Annotated in this window: 17 protein-coding genes; 6 read left to right on the top strand and 11 right to left on the bottom strand. The window is 66.5% G+C overall.

What is annotated here, in order from left to right; genetic code table 11:
- Window positions 1-109: 109 nt before the first annotated feature.
- Complete coding sequence (locus tag ACQR0U_RS16795; protein WP_434843547.1) at window positions 110-1,621, top strand: acetyl-CoA acetyltransferase; 1,512 nt, start codon at window positions 110-112, stop codon at window positions 1,619-1,621.
- A gap of 15 nt (window positions 1,622-1,636) precedes the next feature.
- On the opposite strand, the gene ACQR0U_RS16790 is transcribed toward ACQR0U_RS16795, so the two are convergent.
- From ACQR0U_RS16790 to ltnD, 11 genes are all read right to left on the bottom strand, one after another.
- Window positions 1,637-1,975 carry an antibiotic biosynthesis monooxygenase gene (locus ACQR0U_RS16790; RefSeq protein WP_434843548.1) on the bottom strand — a complete coding sequence of 113 codons (339 nt, stop codon included), beginning with the start codon at window positions 1,973-1,975 and terminating at the stop codon, window positions 1,637-1,639.
- A 113-nt stretch (window positions 1,976-2,088) separates the two neighbouring features.
- Window positions 2,089-3,189, bottom strand: a complete 1,101-nt coding sequence (locus ACQR0U_RS16785; protein ID WP_316174662.1) for a tetratricopeptide repeat protein — start codon at window positions 3,187-3,189, stop codon at window positions 2,089-2,091.
- 39 nt (window positions 3,190-3,228) lie between these two features.
- Window positions 3,229-4,194, bottom strand: coding sequence for an MBL fold metallo-hydrolase (locus tag ACQR0U_RS16780; protein WP_315714948.1), 966 nt, complete (start codon window positions 4,192-4,194; stop codon window positions 3,229-3,231).
- Window positions 4,195-4,539: 345 nt separating this feature from the next.
- Window positions 4,540-6,231, bottom strand: coding sequence for a methyl-accepting chemotaxis protein (locus ACQR0U_RS16775; RefSeq protein ID WP_434841569.1), 1,692 nt, complete (start codon window positions 6,229-6,231; stop codon window positions 4,540-4,542).
- Window positions 6,232-6,487: 256 nt separating this feature from the next.
- Window positions 6,488-6,700, bottom strand: coding sequence for a hypothetical protein (locus tag ACQR0U_RS16770; RefSeq protein WP_409998600.1), 213 nt, complete (start codon window positions 6,698-6,700; stop codon window positions 6,488-6,490).
- Window positions 6,701-6,880: 180 nt separating this feature from the next.
- Window positions 6,881-8,437: an ABC transporter substrate-binding protein gene (locus ACQR0U_RS16765; RefSeq protein ID WP_316194553.1), complete on the bottom strand. Its 1,557-nt coding sequence runs from the start codon at window positions 8,435-8,437 to the stop codon at window positions 6,881-6,883.
- A 118-nt stretch (window positions 8,438-8,555) separates the two neighbouring features.
- Window positions 8,556-10,259: a methyl-accepting chemotaxis protein gene (locus ACQR0U_RS16760; RefSeq protein ID WP_315714951.1), complete on the bottom strand. Its 1,704-nt coding sequence runs from the start codon at window positions 10,257-10,259 to the stop codon at window positions 8,556-8,558.
- A 478-nt stretch (window positions 10,260-10,737) separates the two neighbouring features.
- Window positions 10,738-12,765 (bottom strand): methyl-accepting chemotaxis protein, encoded by a 2,028-nt coding sequence (locus tag ACQR0U_RS16755; protein ID WP_315749165.1) that lies wholly within the window; start codon window positions 12,763-12,765, stop codon window positions 10,738-10,740.
- A gap of 278 nt (window positions 12,766-13,043) precedes the next feature.
- The gene (gene otnK, locus ACQR0U_RS16750; protein ID WP_315826371.1) at window positions 13,044-14,321 is read right to left on the bottom strand and encodes a 3-oxo-tetronate kinase; all 1,278 of its coding nucleotides are present in this window, start codon (window positions 14,319-14,321) and stop codon (window positions 13,044-13,046) included.
- Window positions 14,318-15,100 carry a 2-oxo-tetronate isomerase gene (gene otnI, locus ACQR0U_RS16745; protein WP_315826372.1) on the bottom strand — a complete coding sequence of 261 codons (783 nt, stop codon included), beginning with the start codon at window positions 15,098-15,100 and terminating at the stop codon, window positions 14,318-14,320. Before otnI ends, otnK begins: the two co-directional genes overlap by 4 nt.
- A 22-nt stretch (window positions 15,101-15,122) precedes the next feature.
- On the bottom strand, window positions 15,123-16,046 hold the full coding sequence (ltnD, locus tag ACQR0U_RS16740; protein WP_410052268.1) for an L-threonate dehydrogenase: 924 nt from the start codon (window positions 16,044-16,046) through the stop codon (window positions 15,123-15,125).
- Between the two features lie 120 nt (window positions 16,047-16,166).
- On the opposite strand from ltnD, the gene otnC reads away from it, so the two are divergent.
- The 5 genes from otnC (at window position 16,167) to ACQR0U_RS16715 (ending at window position 20,964) form a co-directional block, all read left to right on the top strand.
- Window positions 16,167-16,829, top strand: coding sequence for a 3-oxo-tetronate 4-phosphate decarboxylase (otnC, locus tag ACQR0U_RS16735; protein WP_434843549.1), 663 nt, complete (start codon window positions 16,167-16,169; stop codon window positions 16,827-16,829).
- 22 nt (window positions 16,830-16,851) lie between these two features.
- Window positions 16,852-17,064, top strand: coding sequence for a hypothetical protein (locus ACQR0U_RS16730; protein WP_316164362.1), 213 nt, complete (start codon window positions 16,852-16,854; stop codon window positions 17,062-17,064).
- A 508-nt stretch (window positions 17,065-17,572) separates the two neighbouring features.
- On the top strand, window positions 17,573-18,607 hold the full coding sequence (locus tag ACQR0U_RS16725; RefSeq protein ID WP_315826484.1) for an ABC transporter ATP-binding protein: 1,035 nt from the start codon (window positions 17,573-17,575) through the stop codon (window positions 18,605-18,607).
- Between the two features lie 35 nt (window positions 18,608-18,642).
- Window positions 18,643-19,932, top strand: coding sequence for an ABC transporter substrate-binding protein (locus ACQR0U_RS16720; RefSeq protein ID WP_315714958.1), 1,290 nt, complete (start codon window positions 18,643-18,645; stop codon window positions 19,930-19,932).
- Between the two features lie 96 nt (window positions 19,933-20,028).
- On the top strand, window positions 20,029-20,964 hold the full coding sequence (locus ACQR0U_RS16715) for an ABC transporter permease (protein WP_315749156.1): 936 nt from the start codon (window positions 20,029-20,031) through the stop codon (window positions 20,962-20,964).

The following is a 20,964-nucleotide window of genomic DNA, read 5'->3' as shown; positions in this document are numbered from 1 at the left end:
CGCGCGGGCGCCATCAGCATTTTCTGCATTGCGCGGTCGAACCTGCGATGACAGAACGGAGACAAGACAACAATGACGGTCCGTCGCGGGCCGGCTCCTGGAAACGCCGATGACTGCAAGTCCCCTGCCCCCCGACCGCATTCCCGTGATCGTCGGCGTGGGCGAGATCGTCGATCGCCCCAAGAACATCGGCGACGGTCTCGAGCCGCTGGCGCTGCTCGAACAGGCGATCCGCCGCGCGGAAAATGACGCGGGCGCCAAGCTCATCCAGGACACCGGCTCGCTCGACGTCGTCAACTTCCTGAGCTGGCGCTACCGCGATCCCGAGCAGCTTCTCGCGCAGCGGCTCGGCGTGAGCCCGGCGCACTGCCACTGCGGTCCCGTCGGCGGCGAGAGCCCGATCCGCTTTCTGCACGAGGCCGCCTTGCGCATCGCGCGCGGCGAATGCGAGGTCGCCGTGGTCTGCGGCGCCGAGGCGCAATCGACGGCGACCAAGGCCGAACGCGCCGGCGTGACCCTGCCGTGGACGCCGTTCGCGCATGATGTCGAGGAGCCGAAGCGCGGCGCTGCATTCCAGAAGCCGCTGGCGGTGAAGCTCGGCGTGTTCCGTCCGGTCACGGTCTATCCGTTCTACGAAGTCGCGAGCGCAGCCAAATGGGGCCAGACGACGCGGCAGGCGCTCGCCGAATCCTGCGAGCTGTGGTCGCGCTTTTCCGCGGTTGCCGCCTACAATCCCAACGCCTGGCTGAAGCGGCACTTCGCGCCCGAGGAGATCACGACTCCGTCGGCCGACAACCGCCCGATCGCCTGGCCCTACACCAAGCTGATGGTCGCCAATCCCATGGTCAACATGGGCGCGGCGCTGATCCTGACCAGCCTGGCCAAGGCGCGTGCGGCGGGCATTGCCGACAGCCGCATGATCTATCCGCTCGGCGGCGCATCGGCGGAGGATCCGCGCGACTACCTCACGCGCGATCAGTTCGCCGAAAGTCATCCGCAGAACGCCGTGCTGCGGGCCGCGATGAACATCGTCGGCGGCAACGGCGCGGCGTTCGACGTCATCGAGCTCTACAGCTGCTTTCCCTGCGTGCCGAAGATGGCGCGGCGGATCCTCGGCCTCGGCGCTGACGTGGAGCCGACCGTCACCGGCGGGCTGACCTTCTTCGGCGCGCCGCTCAACACCTACATGACGCATGCCGCCTGCGCGATGGTGCGGCGGCTGCGCGGCGGCGCCAGGCGCGGCCTGCTGTACGGCCAGGGCGGCTTCGTCACCAAGCATCATGCGCTGGTGATCTCGCGCGAGCCGCCGTCATCGCTGTCGCAGGAGGTGAGCGTGCAGGCCGAGGCCGATCGGCATCGCGCCGCCGCGCCGGAGTTCGTCAGCGAGGCCGGCGGCGGCGGCAGGGTCGAGAGCTTCACCGCGCTGTTCGATCGCAACGGCGAAGTCGAGCATGGCGTGGTGATGCTGCGCACCGAGCAGGACACGCGCACGCTGGCGCGCGTGCCGGCGCAGGACGCAGCCACGCTGGCGCGGCTGATGGATCAGGACCGGTCGCCGGTCGGCGCGCTCGGCACGATCACGATGGTCGCCGATGGTGTGCCGGAGTGGCGGACGAATTAGTTCGCTTCCGTCGACTCACACCTCCCGCGCCTCGTGCTGCCAGCGCGCATAGGCCGTCTCCCAATCGGGATCGCGCTCCGCCGCGAAGCCGAGCGTCCTGCCGCCACCGAGGTCGTGGAAGCCGATCATGGCGCGGCGGTGCGCGCCGCTTCTGACATAGGCGCGCATGCTGGCTTCGTCGGTCCAGACCGTCAGCGTGTGATAGATGCCATTCACCGGACGAAGCTCGACGCGCAGATTCCCGGGAGCCGCACGCGCCTGGCGGACGGCGCGCAGCGTGTGCCACCAGAATCGCGCCCGCCGCGTGAGGCCGCGATGCGGGCGGAAGCCGGTGACGGACACGTAGACGCTCATGGCGCGCTCCTGGATCGCAAACCGCCGCGCGATGGAACGGTCGCGCCGACAGGTGTGAGCACAACGCTGCCCGCCGCGTCCTGGATGTCGGAGTGCGGATCACGGGCCGGCGCTCAGCGCCCACTTCGCCTGGGCTTCACGTTGGCAGGCACCGTGCCCGTGGTCTCCGCAGCCGCCGGAGGCGCGCTGTCGTCGCCCGCCAATTGCTGGTCGCGCTTGCGCGCGAGCGCCTCGTCACGCCGGGCGGCCGCGACCGCCAATTCCGGATCCAGCTTGAGCGCCTGGTTGAAGTCGGCGAGCGCGCGGTCGTAGTGCCCCTTTGCCAGCCACACCGTGCCCCGGTCGCTGTACGTTGCGGCATCGCTGAAGCCCATGCGCACGGCGTGGTCGAGATCGACAAGGGCTTCGTCGAGATCTCCCTTGCGCTGGAACGCAAGTCCACGATCGTGGAACAGCATCGGGTTGTGCGGATCCAGCCGGATCGCCCGCTCATAATCGCCAAGCGCCCGGTCGAAGCGACCCATGCGGACCAGATCCCTGGCGCGGTAGTGATAAAGATCGGCATTGCGGGGCGCGAGCCGGATTGCTTCGTCGAAATCGGCGACGGCGCCCTCGAGATCGCCCTGCCGGCTGCGGTCCATCGCGCGCTTCACCAAGGATGCGGCGGTCATCGGCGCAGCCGGGACGACCGGCTCTGCCGCTTTCGGCTCTGCCGGCGGAGGCGGCGCCTCCGCCGCCGGAGGCGGCACCGGGAGCACGGCTCCGGTCGCGTCCTGGACGGCAGGCGCCGGGACGGTCTCACCTGCGACCTTGCGCTGCGGCCCCGATCGGGCCTGCGGCGACGGTGTCACGATCGAGCGCGTCGCCTGCCTGCTCATCCAGTCACCGGCGGAGGGCAACAGCAGAATCTCGAGGCCGATCAGGACCGCGCTGAGCACGGCGGTCGCCGCGGTAAACTGCAGGATGGCGTCCCAGCGTTCGCGGCGGACGCGGTCGCGCTCGGAGGCGAGATGGGCGTCGTATTCGGCACGCAGGCCCGCGTCGCGCAGCACGTTGTAGGCGACGATGATCAGCTTGAGCTGATGCTCCGACGCCGCATCGGCGCTGCCCCGGAGGTCGGGATGGTGCGCCTTGGCGGCCTGGCGGAACGCCCGCTTGATCGTGTCGAGATCGGCCCGCGGCGATACGCCGAGCACCTCATAATGCGTCGTCATGGCGCGATCCCGAACCTCTCTTCCGAGGCCGGTCCGGGATCACGCGGGGAGCAGGTCGAGCGCATAATGGGCGCCATCGCGGGTGAGCCGACCGAACGCGGCCCACGGAAAATGAGATCCACAAACCAACATCTTTTCTGCAACGATACGATCGAGCAATCTGCGCCGGCTGACCTCGGCAGCCGCGCCGTCCTGGTCATAGGCGCCGTGCCATTCCGGATGGCGCAGGCACAACGCCGGCACATAGGCGGTGTCGCCGGAGATCATCAGTTGCTCCGCTCCGGAGCCGAGATGAAACGCGGTGTGCCCCGGGGTATGACCGGGGACGCTGACGAAGCGGATGCCGGGCACCACCTCGTCCTCGCCCTCGACCGGCAGCACGTTCTTCCAGCCCGGGATCACGCTCTGGATGCGGCGCGCCAGCGCCTGCCGCCACGGCGGCAGCCGGCTGGTCAGAGATGCATCGGTCCAGAATTTGTACTCGGCCGCAGCCACGATGATCTCGGCGGTGGGAAACACCGGCGCGTCGGTGTTCTCGCCGAGCAGGCCGAAGATATGATCGGGATGGAAGTGCGAGATCAGGATGGTGTCGATGTCTTCCGGGCGAATGCCGGCTGCCTTCAGATTGTCCAGCATGCGACCCGAAACGAAGATCGAGTCGGAATTGTAGCCCTGCACCTGACCACCGCCGCCGGCATCGCAGAGCACGGTCTTGCCCTTCAGCCGCACCACGAAGGTGGAGATCGGGACCGGGACGAAGGCCGGGCTCAGACCAGCGGCGCGCAGTGCGTCCTTCACGTCGCTGATGCTGGCATTGCTGATGAAGCCGGCCTCGTGCGGCTTTTCCCACACGCCGTCGTAGAGGGCGATCACCTCCGCCTCGCCGATCGTGATCCGGCGATAGCCGCGTGCGGGATCCTCAGTGCGGCGGTGCGGCTTGGCGGCAACGACGGCTAGTCCCGCATCGAGACCCAAAGCAGCCGCGGCCGTCGCGGCCGATAGCACCAGGGTCCTTCGCGAAAAACCACCCGCAATCACATTGCCTGCCACTCAAATATACCGTCGGTTGAATAAATGCCTAACACAAGTTAATCTCCGCACCTTAGCGGGATTATGGCGCGACAACGGCCTTTCTGGCCGGGGCGTCAGGTGTGGGGAGTCTGCAACGGTGGGGGATGATCCGGTCGAGCGGGGCGCCGCCTGACGAACGGCGCACGCATGAGCGTCGACGTGGTTCGCGGGGGCGTCGTCGGCTCTGTCCGCGGCTATCGTTAGGGCTGTGTCGTTCGACTATCGGATGCGACAGCGGCCAATCTCGGCCGCTGTCCTCCGCTTCGTCAATGTCTTGGGTCAGGCGGCGCGAACCGATTGCAGGAAGCGGCTGACCTCCAGCTTGAGACGCTGGCTATCACCGGAGAGCTGGCGCGCGGCGCTGAGCACCTGCCCCGAGGTGTCGCCGGTCTCGCTGGCGCCGCGCTGGACATTGGAAATGTTGGCGGACACCTGCTGTGTACCTGCGGCGGCGTGCTGGATGTTGCGCGAGATCTCGGCGGTTGCTGCGCCCTGCTCCTCGACCGCGGCCGCCACCGTCGCGGCGATCTCCGACAGCCGCTCGATCGTCGTCGAGATCTCTCTGATGGCGCCGACCGACTCCTGCGTGGCCCCCTGGATGCCAGAAATCTGTTGGCCGATCTCGCCGGTCGCCTTGGCGGTCTGTTCGGCCAGCGCCTTGACCTCGGAGGCGACGACGGCAAAGCCGCGGCCGGCTTCGCCCGCCCGCGCGGCCTCGATCGTGGCATTGAGCGCCAGCAGATTGGTCTGCCCGGCGATCGTGTTGATCAGTTCGACGACGTCGCCAATGCGGGTCGCCGCCTTCGACAGCTCGCCGACACGATCATTGGTGCGGCGTGCCTGCTCGACCGCATCGGAGGCGATGCGCGCGGACTCCTGCACCTGGCGGCTGATCTCACGGACCGACGAAGTGAGTTCCTCGGTCGCCGAGGCGACGGCCTGAACATTGGCCGACGCCTCTTCGGAGGCCGCGGCGACGGTGGTGGAAAGCTCCTGCCCTCGCACGGCGGTGCTCGACAGCGAGTTGGCCGAGCTCTCGAGCTCGCTGGAGGCCGAGGACACCGTATTGACGATGTTGCCGATGGCGCCTTCGAAACTGTTGGCGAGCTCCGACATCTCCCGCTTGCGCGAGGCGGCTGCGCGCCGCTCCTGCTCACCGAGCTCCCTGGCGTTGAACCGCACCATCGTCTGGACGGTCTGCAGGTTACGCAAGGCGCGGCCGATCTCGTCGTCGCGCTCGATGTGCATGCGGGTGTCGAGCTTGCCCTGGGTGATGCTTTCCATCGTCTCGTTCACATGATCGAGCGGCGCCACGATCACGTTCATCGTGCGCAGTCCGACCATGCCACACAGCACGACACCGGTAGCAGCAATCGCCACGGCGGTCATTCCGGCGAGCCCGCCCTCCCCGAACGAGATGACACCAAGCACGAGCAGGAACAGCGTCTGCAATCCGACCAGCGTTCGCAGCCTTGCCGCGATCGTGCCGGTGAACATCGAGAGATGGTCGAACACCGAGCGGCGGCGGACGATGCCGTCGTCGATCTTGTAACCATGTGGCCGCTTTTCGCGGATCGCCGCATAGACCTGCTCGGCCTCTGCGCGCTGGTCGGCGGGCAGCTTGGTGCGCACCGAGGTGTAGCCGACGACTTGGCCGTCTTTGCAGATCGGCGACGCCGTCGCCAGCACCCAGTAATAGTCGCCGTTCTTGCGGCGGTTCTTGACCGCTCCGACCCAGGGACGGCCGGCCTTGAGCGTGGTCCAGAGATTGTCGAAAGCTTCAGGCGGCATGTCCGGATGACGCACGATGTTGTGCGGCTGCCCCATCAGCTCGGCTTCGGTGAAGCCGGCCGCATCGACAAAATCCTGGTTGAAGAAGGTCAACTTGCCCTTCGTGTCGGTCTTGGACACGATCAGCGTGTCATCCGTGATCGGATACTCGACGTTGGTGACGGGCAAATTCTTACGCATGGCGAGTCTTTCAATCGACGATGATGGCCGCGAGTCATGCCGGCATCGGCATGACTAATTTTGCTGCAAACGATGCATCGATTGTCGCAGTCGCCGATTAACCTAAGATAAAATGCCGCAACCGTTGAAATACGGGTCGCTGGACCCCGTTCACGGACGGCCGCAATCTCACAAGACCTGTCGCCGGCGTGTCTCCTCGATACGAGCCAGACAGAACGGCCCAACCATGTTGCCGCCGTTGATGCAGGAAACTGGATCAATCGGTGCGAACCGTTTGCAGGAAGCGCAAGAGCGCCAGCAGGTTGGTTCGGCCGGCGGTGATGTTGATCGGCTCGACGATTTTGCCGATGCGGGTCGCGGCCTTCGACAGCCCGCCGAGGCGATCGGTGGTCCCGCGCGCCTGGCCGGCTGCCTCGCCCGCCATCCGCGCCGACCGGCCCACGAAAAAAGGGCGCGGCCTCGCGGCCACGCCCTGGTCTGGTCGGGATCTGCGCGCCGGGATCAGGCTGCGCGCACGGTGTCCAGGAAACGTCCAACCTCGAGCTTCAGTCGGTTGCTGTCGCCGGACAGCATTTGCGCCGCCGAGAGCACCTGGGACGACGCCGAGCCGGTCTCGCCGGAGCCGCGCTGCACCCCGGCGATAGCCGCGTCATTCCAGCTCGATCGGCTGATAGGCGCCGGTCTCGTCGAGCGCCGTGCCCCAGATCTTGTGCGAGGCCTGATGTTCGGCGGGGCCGAAGTTGAGCGAGGCGCCAAGACCGAGATCGATGTTGCGCATCGACTCCAGCGTATCGATCAGCCGCTCGGTATCGAGCTGCGGACCGGCCTGCTTCAGGGCCTGAACCAGGATACTCGCCTCGATGTAGCCCTCGAGCGAGGTGTAGTCCGGCGGTTCGCCGGGGAAGTGTCGAGCCAGCGCGGCCTTGTAGTCGAGCACCACGCTCGAATAGCCGGAGACGGCGGGAACGGTCTGGGTCACGACGACCCCGGCCGCGTAGCGCGAACCGAGCAGCATGAGCTCATTGGCAAGCGCCGATGCGCCGACCGCCGACACATTGACGAAGAGGACGCCGGGAAGCGCGTCGCGCGCCTTTTCGATGAACTTCGCCGCCGCGCGCGAGGTCGCGACCATGATGACCGCGCGGACGGGCACCTTCTGGGCCTTGAGCTGGTTGATCGCCGGCTCCACATCGACGGTATTGCGGGTGTAGTTGACGCGCAGGATCGCGGCGTCGCTGAGGCCGAGGACGCGAAACGCCTTTGCCACGCCGGCAAAGCCTGCATCGCCGAACGAATCGTCCTGCGCGAACAGCGCAATCTGGCGTGGCGGCACGCGGCGCAGCTTCACCAGGTAACGGACCAGCGCATCGGCTTCTTCCGAATAGCTCGGACGATAGTTGAAGACGTAGCGGTCCGGCGGATCGTGGCGCGAGACGTTCGCACCGGTATAGGGGCTGAAGAACAGCATCCGGCGCTCGAGCGAATATGGGATCGCGACGGCCGCCGTCGCGGTCCCGAAACTGCCGACGAAGCCGAACACGCGCTCCTTTTCGTAGAGCTGCTTCATGGCGTCGAGCGTGCGGTTCGGATCATAGCCGTCATCGGCGACGACGAGCTTGAGCATCCGGCCATTGACCCCGCCGGCGTCGTTGGCGCGGTTGAAGGCGGCTTCGATGCCGACCTTGAGCAGCCGACCCGATTCCTTGTTCGCGCCCGACAGTGGCAAGACGCTGCCGAACGTGATGTCGCGCTCCGTGACGCCGCGAACCGATGGAGCAGGCACGGCGCTCGTCGCACCAGCCGCAGCGATGGAGGGCGCAGAGTCCGGCAGCGCGCCGGCCGCCGTTGCGGGCGCGCCGATCGATCGCTCGATGTCTGCGAGCTGAAGCTCGGCCCGCCGGCAGTCCTGACGGCCACTCGCCACGGCCGCGCGACCGTCGGCGATGGAGCGGTCGAACTCGCGCGTCAGCTCGTTGCGATCGCCGTCGTCGCTCGACGCCTCCCGGATGACGGCCTGGAACTTGCCGATGATGGCCTGGATCCGCGGCCGAGGGATCTCGCTGCAGGCAAGGGCCGCTCCGATGGCGGGACCGATCCTGCCGCCGAGGTCGCGCACGACGGCGAGGTTGTCGCCGGGCGCGGCACCGACCGAGGTCGTGAGCATGAGGGTGAGGATGATCACCGAGGAAGTCGCGAGCGATCGCATCCGGTTCACCACCTCGTGGCGGGGCCGGAGGTCAAGGAAGGCCATCATGACGGGATTTGAACTCGTTGAGACACGCTGGTCGGATCGTTAATTGAGCTAGTGAGATTGCCCCGGCCTGTCAGGCCGCGCGGACCGTCTGCAGGAAGCGGCTGACCTCGCGCTTGAGGCGGTTGCTGTCTGTCGACAGCCCCTGGGCCGCCTCCAGCACCTGGGTCGAGGCCGAGCCGGTCTCGGTGGCGCCGCGCTGCACGTCGGTGATGTTGACGGAGACCTGCTGCGTGCCGTGCGCCGCCTGCTGCACGTTGCGCGAGATCTCCTTGGTCGCGGCGTTCTGCTCTTCGACAGCGGCTGCAATCGTCGAGGAAACCTCCGACAGCCGCTCGATGCTGCCGGAGATCAGCCTGATCGCCGCAACCGATTCCTGTGTCGCCGCCTGGATGCCGGCCACCTGCTGGCCGATCTCATCGGTCGCCTTGGCGGTCTGCTCCGCCAGCGCCTTGACCTCGGCGGCGACCACGGCGAAGCCCCGCCCCGCCTCGCCGGCACGCGCCGCCTCGATCGTGGCGTTCAGCGCCAGCAGATTGGTCTGCCCGGCAATGCTGTTGATCAGCTCGACCACGTCGCCGATGCGGCTCGCCGCGCGCGACAGCTCGCTCACCCGCTCGTTGGTCTTCTTCGCCTGCTCGACCGCTTCGTTGGCCATGCGCGCCGATTCATGCACCTGGCGGCCGATCTCGGTGACCGAGGACGTCATCTCCTCGGTGGCCGAGGCGACGGATTGCACGTTGGTCGACGCTTCCTCCGACGCAGCCGCCACCGTGGTTGCGAGCTCGCCGGCGCGGACCGCCGTCTTGCTCAAGGTATCCGCCGAGACTTCCAGTCTGGACGAAGCCGACGAGACCGTCTCGACGATCTCGCCAACGGCGCTTTCGAAGTCGTCGGCCATCTTGTGCATGTCGGCCTTGCGGCGGGCCAGCGCCCGCTGCTCGGCTTCCTTCTGCTCCGCTTCCAGCGCGTGACGTGCGACCGCATTGCTCTTGAACACCTCGACGGCGCCGGCCATCTCGCCGATCTCGTCGCCGCGTCCTACGCCGGGGACCTCGACGTCGAGACGGCCGCCGGCGAGGCTCTTCATCGCGCTGGTCATGCGATGCAGAGGGCTGGTGATGCCGCGCCCGACGAGCGTCGACACGACGAGCAGGATCAGCAGCACGATCCCGGCCGCCATCAACGACTGCCGCGTCGAGGCCCAGGCCTGAGCCGAGAGGTCATCGATATAGACGCCGGTCCCGACCAGCCAATTCCAGGGTGCGAAGCCTGCGACATGGGTGAGCTTGGGCTGCGGCGTCTCGGAGCCGGGCTTCGGCCAATCGTAGTCGACGAAGCCGCGGCCATGCTGGCGAACCACGTCGATCATCTCTTGGAACAGCTTCTTGCCGTTCGGATCCTTCATGTCCGCGACGTCCTGCCCGATCAGCTTGGTCGAGATCGGATGCATCAGCATCTTCGCGGTCATGTCCGTGACGAAGAAATACTCGTTGCCGCCATAGCGGAGCTGGGAGGCGCGCTCCAGAGCGCGCTTCTGCGCGTCGGCGACCGAGATCGTCCCCTTCTGCGCGGCAGCATGCTCCTCGGCGAAGATGGCGAGCGCGAGCTCGGTCAGATGCCGCAGCTCGAGCTGCTTCTGCTGCTTGAGGCCGGCAGCGAGCTCACGGGAATTGAAGGCAGTCAGGCCGATCAGACCGAGGAAGCTCAGACCGATCAGGGCGTAGATCTTGATCCCGATGGTGAGCTTGAGGCGATGAGGCATTGCAAACGACATGTCAGTCTCCACGGGCGCGACTCATGCTTGGGGCGCTCGGGGACAGATCACGTCGACGGTCGGGGGGCTCGCCCTCGTCGTCACGCAAACGGGCCCGCAGCCCACGCGTGGAAGCTACGGAACCCAATATTAAGTCTGGTTAAGACGATGTCCGTGCAAATACGGAGCAACGATCGAAAACTGATCGTTGCCCGTCCAGATCGGTAACGCGCTCCGGCTTGCCGTGCGACGCGTCGTCTCGTGCCATGCGACCGAACGAGAGAAGCGCCGTCTGCCCGTGGGACTCGACTGCGCGTTGGCCGCGAACGTCCGGACCCTACGCGCCGATTCTTAACACAAGTTAAAAACGCAGATTGACTACGCAGGTTAGTTTGCCGGCGTCGATGCAACGCGTGACAACGCAAAAGGCCGGAGCGTTCGATGCTCCGGCCTTTTAATCCCCTGCGCAATCCGAGTTGGCCGCTTCCGCGTCTCGGCGTTACGCCGCCCGCACCGAACCGAGGAAGCTCGCGACCTCCTGCTTGAGACGGTTGCTGTCGCCGGACAGCGCCTGTGCCGCTGAGAGCACCTGGGCCGAGGCCGACCCGGTCTCGGCCGCACCGCGCTCGACGTCGGCGATGTTGGACGAGACCTGCTGCGTGCCATGCGCCGCCTGCTGGACGTTGCGCGAGATCTCCTGCGTCGCCGCGCCCTGCTCTTCGACGGCGGCTGCGATGGTCGAGGAGATTTCCGACAGCTTCTCGATCGTGGAGGAGATCTCCTTGATCGCGCTGACCGACTCCTGCGTTGCGACCTGGATGCTCGAGATCTGCTGGCCGATCTCGCCAGTCGCCCTCGCGGTCTGCTCCGCCAGCGCCTTGACCTCCGAGGCGACGACCGCGAAGCCGCGGCCGGCGTCGCCGGCGCGTGCGGCCTCGATGGTGGCGTTGAGCGCCAGCAGGTTGGTCTGGCCGGCAATCGTGTTGATCAGTTCGACGACGTCGCCGATGCGGGTGGCAGCCTTGGACAGCTCGCTGACGCGCCCGGTCGTGGTGCGGGCCTGGCCGACGGCGTCGTTGGCGATGCGCGCCGATTCCTGCACCTGGCGGCTGATCTCGGTGACCGACGAGGCCATCTGCTCGGTCGCAGACGCCACCGACTGGACGTTGGTCGTGGCTTCCTCCGAGGCGGACGCAACCGCCGTCGTCAAGCCTTGCGAGCGCGTCGCGGCCTGGGTCAGCGTGGTGGCGGACTGCTCGAGCTGGCTCGAGGCCGACGAGACGGTGTTCACGATCTCGCCGACCGCGGCTTCGAACTGCTCGGCCAGCCGCTGCATGTCGGCCTTGCGCTGGCGCGCCGTGATCGCGTCCTGCGCGCTCTTTTCCTCGGCCTCGGCGCGCGCCTTCTCCTCCGCATTGCCACGGATCACCGTTACGGTCTTGGCGAGATCGCCGATTTCGTCACCCCGCGATGCGCCGGGAATGGCGATGTCGAGCCGGCCGCGCGCCATCTCGCCGAGCGCCGCGTTCAGCCGCGTCAACGGCCGCGCGATCCCGAGGAACGAGAACACGACCGAACCGATCACCGACAACAGAACCGCCAATCCGACAAACAGCGTGATATAGCTCGCCTGCGCGGCGACCTGGTCTGCCTCGAACCGCGCGCTCGCGTTGCGCGCGCGCGCGTCCTGGATCGCAGAGGACATCAGCTCGCCGGCCTCGCCGAGATAGATGAGCGTGCGGTCGCGCAGCACGGCCTCCTTGATCCCCTCGGTCTTCACCACCTCGTCGTTCGCGGCGACGAAGTCCGAGGCGAGGCCATTGAGCTTGGTGATCGTGGCCTGGATCTCGCGGTCGTCGGCCAGCATGCGGGCGTCGGTCAGCGAGCTCTTCAGCCCCGGCACCGTCTGCTTCACCGTCAGGATCGTCGCGGCATCGCCAGTCATACCGAACCGCCAGGCCTGCGACCGCATGTAGTTCAACTTGGCATCGGCAGCGTGAAGCTGGCGCTCGACCCGCTCGCGGAAGGCGAGCTTCGGCAGCGACGGCGAGGCGAGCAGAGCCTTCAGGCTGGTGTTCCAGTCGTTGGAGACAGCACTGCGCTTTTCGATCTGCGTCAGCAACTTCTTCTGCGCCTCGGCGAGATCGACCGCTCCCGCGGCATAGCTCGTCATCAGCTCCTTGATCCGGGTCAGCCGGGCGCGATTGTCGGCGGTCGACACGTTGGCGAGTGCGGCGTCGATGTCCGTCACCATCCCGGTCGAGAACTGCTGAATGTCGGCGGCTGCCTTCTCTGCCTCGGCCGGCGCACGCGCCAGCCGCGCCGAACGGCCACCGAGCTGGGTCTGCTGCATGTTGATGCTGGCCGACAGCACGCTCTCGACGACGCGCCGCGCGCGCTCGGCCTGCTGATTGGCGTGGTTGACCGCTCTTTCCGCCATCAACTGGTTAGCGATCATGCCGACGGCGAGAGATGCGCCGATGGCGCCAGCGAGCCCGAGTTTGTAGCCGATCCGATTCAGTTTCATTGCCCTACCCACAGATGAACGCGTCACGCGACGGTCCGTACTGGAGGTATAGCGGTGAGGTCCCTAGAGACCGTTAATTTACGGGAGTTATCGGGCATTACACGCAAAAAACTTCTGCTTTTTCAGTGTGCGTCCCGATGCTTATGGCGGCACGACGGCGCTGCCGCGCCGAGCGACGGCTCACAAACTAAGCAGATGATGAGATCGGGACCGAGGCCAAGCACGTCGTTCCAAAATCCGGCACGGGCCGACGCAGCCGGGAGTCGGCTGACGCGCAGTTAGCGCATCAGCCCGAGCGCGTCGGCGAAAAACTGCGGCCCACCGAAATTGCCGGACTTCAGCGCCAGCAGCATGTCGCCTGCGTCGGCGCCGATCGTGCGAAGCACGGGCACGCCGGCCGCGATCTCCGGACCGACGAGGAAGCCCGGAATCCCCAGCCGATCAACGACAGCGCCCGAGGTCTCGCCGCCGGCGACGATCAACCGCCGCACGCCGGCCTGGATCAGCCCCTCGGCGAGATCGGCCATCGCCTGCTCGATGGCGTGCCCCGCCGCCTCGCGGCCGTGCCTGGATTGCAGCGCGCTGACCTGATCCGGCGTCGCGCTGGAGGCAATCAGCACAGGCCCCTTGGCGATGCGCTCACGCGCCCAGGCGAGCGCGCGCTGCGTCTCGTCCGGACCGGCGACCAGACCCGCCGCATCGAGATGCAGCACCGGCATGATGGTCTCGGCCTGCGCGATCTGCTGCAACGTCGCCTGCGAGCAGCTGCCGGCGAGGCAGGCGGCCAAGCCGCCGACGGGGGCATCGGCGTGATGCGCCAAGCCGTGGGAATGCACGCGCCCGGCCTCGACCAAAGCGCGCGCCAGACCGAGCCCGATGCCGGACGCGCCGACGGAGACCCGGCTCTTCAAGGCGGCCGCACCGATCGCGGTCAGGTCCGCATCGAACACGGCGTCGACGATCGCGGCACCCATGCCCTGCCCGGCCAGTTCCTGCAGCCGGTGGCTGATCGCCTCCGGCCCATGCACCACGGTGGCGAGATCGACCAGACCGATCTTCCGTCGGCTTTGCCGGCCGAGCACGCGCACCAGATTGGCGTCATGCATCGGGTTGAGCGGATGATCCTTGAGCGGGCTCTCATTGAGCGGCACGCCGCCGACGAACAGGTTGCCCTGATAGACGGTCCGCCTGGTTTCCGGGAACGCCGGCGTCACCAGCACGATCGTTTCACCGGCATCGCCCGCCAGCGCGTCCATGACAGGACCGATATTGCCGGCGTCGGTGGAATCGAACGTCGAGCAGATCTTGAACAGCACGTGGTCGGCGCCTCGTGCGCGCAGCCATGTGTCGGCCTCGCGTGAGCGGGCCACGGCAAGCGACGCCTCAATCGAGCGGCTCTTCAGCGACACCACGACGGCATCGACCTCGGGCAGCGTGAGGTCATCAGCCGGTACGCCGATGGTCTGCACCGTGCGCAGGCCGGCGCGGGTCAGGGTGTTGGCGAGATCGGAGGCGCCGGTGTAGTCATCGGCGATGCAGCCGAGCTTCAGGCTCACGGCTTCACTCCCTTGTAGGGCGCGAACCAGCCGAGCCCGTCCTCGGTGCGGCCGCGCGGATTGTACTCGCAGCCGACGAAGCCGGCATAGCCGAGCCGGTCGAGCTCCCCGAACAGGAACGGATAGTTGAGCTCCTCGCCGTCGGGCTCGTTGCGCGAGGGAACGCTGGCGATCTGGATGTGGCCGATGATGTCCATCATCTCGCGCAGCCGCATCGTGACGTCGCCATGGATGATCTGGCAATGATAGATGTCGAACTGCAGCTTCAGGTTCGGAATCTTCAGCTCACGGATCAGATCGCGGGCGAAGCCGAAATCGTTGAGGAAGTAGCCGGGCACGTTGCGCGGATTGATCGGCTCGATCACGACGTCGAGGCCGTGGGGCGCGAAGAACTCGGCCGCCCATGCGACCGATTTGTAGTACGCCTCCACCGCCCTCGGATCGCTGCGCTCGGCGATCCCCGCCATCATGTGCAGCCGCTTCACGCCGGTCGCCATGGCATAGGGCAGCGCGGTCTCGAGGCTCGCCTTGAGATCGTCGAAGCGCTCCGGCAGCGCCGCAAAGCCCTTCTCGCCGGCATCCCAATTGCCGGGCGGCAGGTTGAACAGCGCCTGGGTCAAGCCGTTGCCATGCAGCCGTTGGCCGACCTCCTCGGCCGGATGGTCATACGGAAACAGGAATTCGACCGCAGTGAAGCCGGCCTTGGCGGCGGCCGTGAAGCGGTCGAGGAACGGATGCTCGGTGAACATCATCGAGAGATTGGCGGCGAAGCGGGGCATGGCGTGAATACTCGTCGTGCTGCTACTTGGAGGGGCCCGGCAGCGTCGTGCCGGTGACCTGCGCATACATCCGCGCCACAGAGGCGTCGTCGTCGCGGCCCATGCCGGCGGCCGACGTCATCAGGAACATCTGCAGCGCGGCGGCCGAGACCGGCACCGGAAAACGATGGCTGCGTGCCATGTCCTGGATGATGCCGAGGTCCTTGACGAAGATCTCGACCGCGCTGCGCGGCGTGTAGTCGCCGTCGAGCACGTGCGGCATGCGGTTCTCGAACATCCAGGAATTGCCGGCCGAGGCGGTGATGACCTCATAGACCTTGCGGATGTCGAGGCCCTGCTTGGCGGCGAAGGCGATGGCCTCGCTCGCCGCTGCGATGTGCACGCCGGCGAGAAGCTGGTTGATCATCTTGAACGCAGCGCCCTGCCCGGCGGCATCGCCGAGCTCATAGAGCTTGGCCGCCATCGCATCGAGCGCCGGCCGCGCCTTGGCAAACGCCGCCGCGCTGCCCGAGGCCAGGATCGTCAGCTCGCCTTGCGCGGCGCGCTGCGCGCCGCCGGAGATCGGCGCGTCGAGGTAGTGCCGGCCGGTGGCTTCGAGCTGCTTCGCCAGCCGCCGCGCAACGTCAGGATCCATGGTCGCGGAGGAGACGAACACGGCGTCCTTCGGCATGGTTTCGGCAGCACCGCCCGGGCCGAACAGGATGGCTTCCGTCTGCGCCGCATTGACCACGACGCTGACCACGATGTCGGCGCCATCAGCCGCCTCGGCGGGAGTCGTCGCGCCCTTGCCGCCGTCGGCCACGAAACGCGCCACCGCGTCCGCCGAGACGTCGCATCCGGTCACCTCGAAGCCTGCGCGCTTCAGCGAGGTCGCCATGCCGAATCCCATCGAGCCAAGCCCGATCACGGCGACTTTCAATTGCGATGGCGACGGCATGCGGCAGATCCCTGAAGCGTTTCCCGGAGACGTCCGGTTGCCCCGGACTGCACTCTGGGTATCACGGCTTGGCCGCGTTGCCAAAGCGTGAGACAAAGCGGCAAAACAGCGACATGCGAGGAAAGACCCGTGGCGGAAACTGCGATTCGCGAGGCCATCTGCCGGTTCGGCCGCTCGCTGTTCGAGCGCGGACTGACGCCGGGCTCGTCCGGCAACATCAGCGTGCGACTCGATGATGGCGGCTGGCTGGTGACGCCGACCAATGCCTCGCTCGGCTTCCTCGATCCGGCCCGTTTGTCGCGGCTCGATGCCGAAGGGCGACTGGTCTCGGGCGATGCGCCGACCAAGGAGGTGCCGCTGCACACGGCGCTGTACCAGACGCGCGACGCCGCGCGCGCCGTCGTGCATCTGCACTCGACCCATTCGGTCGCGATCTCGATGCTGCCGGAGATCGATCCGCGCGCCGCGCTGCCGCCGCTGACACCTTATTACTTGATGCGCTGCGGCCAGACCGCGCTGGTGCCCTATCATCGTCCGGGCGATCCCGCGGTAGCCGATGCCATCAAGGGTCTCGCCGGCAAATACGCCTCGGTGCTGCTCGCAAATCACGGGCCCGTCGTGTCCGGTGACACGCTGGAAGCCGCCGTGTTCGCGATGGAGGAGCTCGAGGAGACCGCAAAGCTCTATCTGCTGCTGCGCGGGCTCAACCCGCGTCATCTGTCGCCGCAGCAGGTCGACGATCTGGTCAAAGTCTTCGGCCTCACCCTGCCCGATCACAACGGTCATCACTGATCCCGCCGGCGGATGGATGGGCATGCAATATTTCGCAACGACGCCGGCCGAGATCGATGCCGCTGCCCGGGTGCTCTACGAGGAGGCCCGCTTCTATCGCTGGTTTCCGATCGCAGCCGACTCCTATGACGCGTTCGCCGCCTCTGATCCGATCGCGGTCAGCGAGCTGCGCGGCATTGCCGAGCGCATGCTGGTGGCCGCCGCGCAGGCGAGATCGCGGGCACGGCGGATCTAGCGTCCCGCCAGCCCGGCCTGCATGCGAGGTAGCCTGCGCCGCCTTGTCGCTCATCAAGCTGCCTTGCCTCGGGAGGACAACGATGCCTAATATTCAGGCAAAGTGCGACTTCGGCAGCAATCAGGGACGGATCGGTCGAGCAGGGACAACACCGGCAGCTCATCGCTGCCGCGGCGCGCGGATGCGCCCCGCTCTTCCACCATCGATTGCAGCCTATCGCTGAGCACGCCCGGAGCACGAAAGGACAGGGCAAAATGCCTCCACATCGGCGTGGGCGCGGCTGTTTGGCCGGATCGGCGGCCCATCTGAGCGGACTGACGCCGGGACCGGGGAATGCCCTTTCGAGCGTTGCATACGCATCTCATCCAGCGCGCAATTTTCACGCGCTGCTCCGCGCCCACGGCGACCCTTGGCATATCCGTTGCAGACATCAGACGGGCCGGATCGCGGGCGCCCGACGGAGCGAGCTGCGATCATGACCGACACGGGACAGGACGACGGAGGGCGGATGGCGGCGGGCGCGAGCTTGGAACTGGTGAAGGTGACGAAGATGTACGGTCACGTCACCGCCGTCGACGCAATCGACCTGCGGATTCCCGCCGGCTCCTATTGCTGTCTGCTCGGCCCGTCCGGCTGCGGCAAGACCTCCACCCTGCGCATGATCGCCGGCCACGAATCCGCGACGTCGGGCGACATCATCGTCGGCGCCAGGAACGTGACCGAGCTGCCGCCCGCAGGACGCGGCACCGCGATGATGTTCCAGTCCTATGCGCTGTTTCCGCATCTGTCGGTGATCGACAACGTCGCGTTTGCATTGAAGATGAAAGGCGTGTCCAAGCCCGAGCGCCACGCCAAGGCACGCGAGCTGCTCGAACTGGTGGACATGCAGAGCTATGCTGGCCGCCTGCCGGCGCAGCTTTCCGGCGGCCAGCAGCAGCGCGTGGCGCTGGCCCGTGCGCTGATCACCTCGCCGCAGATCCTGCTGCTCGACGAGCCGCTGTCGGCGCTCGACCCGTTCCTGCGCCTGCGCATGCGCGCCGAGCTGAAGCGACTGCAGCGCGAGCTCGGGCTCACCTTCGTTCACGTCACCCATGGCCAGGACGAGGCCATGGCGCTGTCCGACCTCGTGGTGCTGATGAATGGCGGCCGCATCGAGCAGCAGGGCAGCCCGCGCGACATCTTCAATCATCCGCGCACCGAATTCGCCGCCCGCTTCATCGGCGGCCACAACGTGATCCCGCTGAACGGCGAGACCTTCGCCGTGCGCGTCGACCGCATCCAGCTCAAGGCGCCGAATGCGGCGATCGACGGCCCGGTGGTGCCCGGCACCATCAGCAAGATCGAATATCAGGGCACCTATGTGCTGGTCGCGGTCGCGACCGACGGTGGCCCCGAGATCTCGGCGCAGCTCAGCGACGATCAGTTCGATGCACAGACCCACAGCATCGGCGAGCGCGTCGTCGTCACCTGGAACATGGCCTTCGCTGACGCACTGACGCCCCGCCCTGCCGCAGCCGCTCCGGCTGCGGAGCTGGTCACCTGATTTTCGTTTGCTCGTTCTTTCCCAAGGAGATGATCATGACTGATCGATCGAAGACGACATCCATCAGCCGCCGCTCGCTGCTCAAGGGCGCGGCGGGCGTTGCCGGTCTCGCCGGCTCCGGCACGCTGCTCAGCGCGCCCTACGTCCACGCCGCCGACGCCAAGGTGCTGCGCTATCTCGGCACCGCCGTGAACGAGGGCGACGAGATCTCCAAGAAGTGCCTCGCCGACACCGGCATCAAGATCGAATACATCACGGCGACGACCGACGACGTCACCAAGCGCGTCATCACCCAGCCGAACTCCTTCGACGTGCTCGACACCGAATATTTCTCGCTCAAGAAGCTGGTGCCGTCGGGCAACATCTTCCCGCTCGACGCGCGCAAGATCAAGGAATTCGACAACATCACGCCCGTCTTCACCAAGGGCGAGCTGCCGAACGGCAAGAAGATCGGCGGCCAGGGCACCGCGCCCTGGAAGGTGCTCTATCTCGACGGCGCAAACTCCAAGACCTTCTCGGCAACCCCGACCGAATGGGTCACGCTGATCCCGACCGTCTACAACGCCGACACGCTCGGCATCCGCCCCGACCTGATCAAGCGCCCGATCAACTCCTGGGCCGAGCTGCTCAACCCCGAATTCAAGGGCAAGGCCTCGATCCTCAACATTCCCTCGATTGGCATCATGGATGCCGCCCTCGTCGTCGAGGCGACCGGCCAATACAAATATGCCGACAAGGGCAACATGACCAAGGCCGAGATCGACCTGACGATGAAGGTGCTGACCGAGGCCAAGAAGGCCGGCCAGTTCCGCGCGTTCTGGAAGGACTTCAACGAGTCCGTCAACCTGATGGCCTCGGGTGAGACCGTGATCCAGTCGATGTGGTCGCCGGCCGTCACCAAGGTGCGCTCGATGGGCATCCCCTGCGTGTTCCAGCCGCTCAAGGAAGGCTATCGCTCCTGGGCCTCGGGCTTCTGCGTCTCCAAGGCGGTGGGCGGCAGCCCGAAGCTCGACTGGGCCTATGAGTTCGTCAACTGGTACCTGTCCGGCTGGGCCGGCGCCTATCTCAACCGCCAGGGCTACTACTCGGCCGTGCTCTCCACCGCCAAGGCCAACATGACCGAGGACGAGTGGGGCTACTGGATGGAAGGCAAGCCGGCGAAGAACGACATCAAGGCCCCCGACGGCACCCTGATGGAAAAGGCCGGCGCCGTGCGCGACGGCGGCTCCTACGAGGACCGCATGGGCAACGTCGTCTGCTGGAACGCCGTCATGGACGAGAACGACTACATGGTCCGCAAGTGGAACGAGTTCATCGCCGCCTGATGTGACCGCCATTGCTGCCGCGCCCGCGACGTCGTGGGCGCGGCAGCTCGTCTCAGACGTTTCGAAACATCCGCACCGGACGACAGGTTTCCCCACGTGGCCGTGACGATCGACAATTCGCCCGACACCGTAGCGCCCGCGGAGAGCACCTTCCGCAAGCTGACCCAGCGCTCGATCGCGTGGCTGCAGGCCGGCCCGATGATGCTGGTATTCGCGCTGTTCTTCCTGTTGCCGCTGGTGCTCGTCGTCGTCGTCAGCGCCTGGGACTACAACGAATATGAGATGATCCCGGCGTTCAGCTTCCGCGGCTATACCGACACCTTCGAAGGCTGCGTCGCCAACCTGCCCGAACTGTGCACGATCCTGAAGACCTATCTGAAGACGCTGAAGCTGTGCCTGCTGACCTGGGGCCTGACGTTGATGATCGGCTTCTGGGTCGCCTATTTCCTCGCCTTCCACGTTCGCAGCAAGACCTGGCAGATCGTGCTGTCGCTGTTGTGCACGATCCCGTTCTGGACCTCCAACGTGATCCGGATGATCGCCTGGATCCCGCTGCTGGGACGCAACGGCCTCGTCAATCAGGGCCTGCAAGGTGTGGGCATCGTCAACAAGCCGATCGAATGGCTGCTGTTCTCCGAATTTTCGGTGGTGCTGGCGCTGGTGCACCTGTTCACGTTCTTCATGGTGGTGCCGATCTTCAATTCGATGATCCGCATCGACAAGCGCCTGATCGAGGCCGCCTATGATGCCGGCGCATCGGGCTGGCAGACACTGGTCAACATCGTCATTCCGCTGTCGAAGCCCGGCATCGTGATCGGCTCGATCTTCGTCATCACCATCGTGATGGGCGACTTCGTCACCGTCGGCGTGATGGGCGGCCAGCAGATCGCCTCCGCCGGCAAGATCATCGAGTCCCGGCTGTCGGCACTGCAATTCCCGGCCGCCGCGGCCAATGCCGTGATCCTGCTCGGCATCACCATCATCATCATCTCCGCGCTGACGCGGATCGTCGACGTGCGCAAGGAGCTCTGA

Origin of the sequence: Bradyrhizobium sp. HKCCYLRH3097 (assembly GCF_051167875.1) — a bacterium.
Taxonomy (GTDB): Bacteria; Pseudomonadota; Alphaproteobacteria; order Rhizobiales; family Xanthobacteraceae; genus Bradyrhizobium.
The sequence above is the reverse complement of the archived record's forward strand: the minus strand, read 5'-3'. Positions and strand labels throughout refer to the sequence as shown.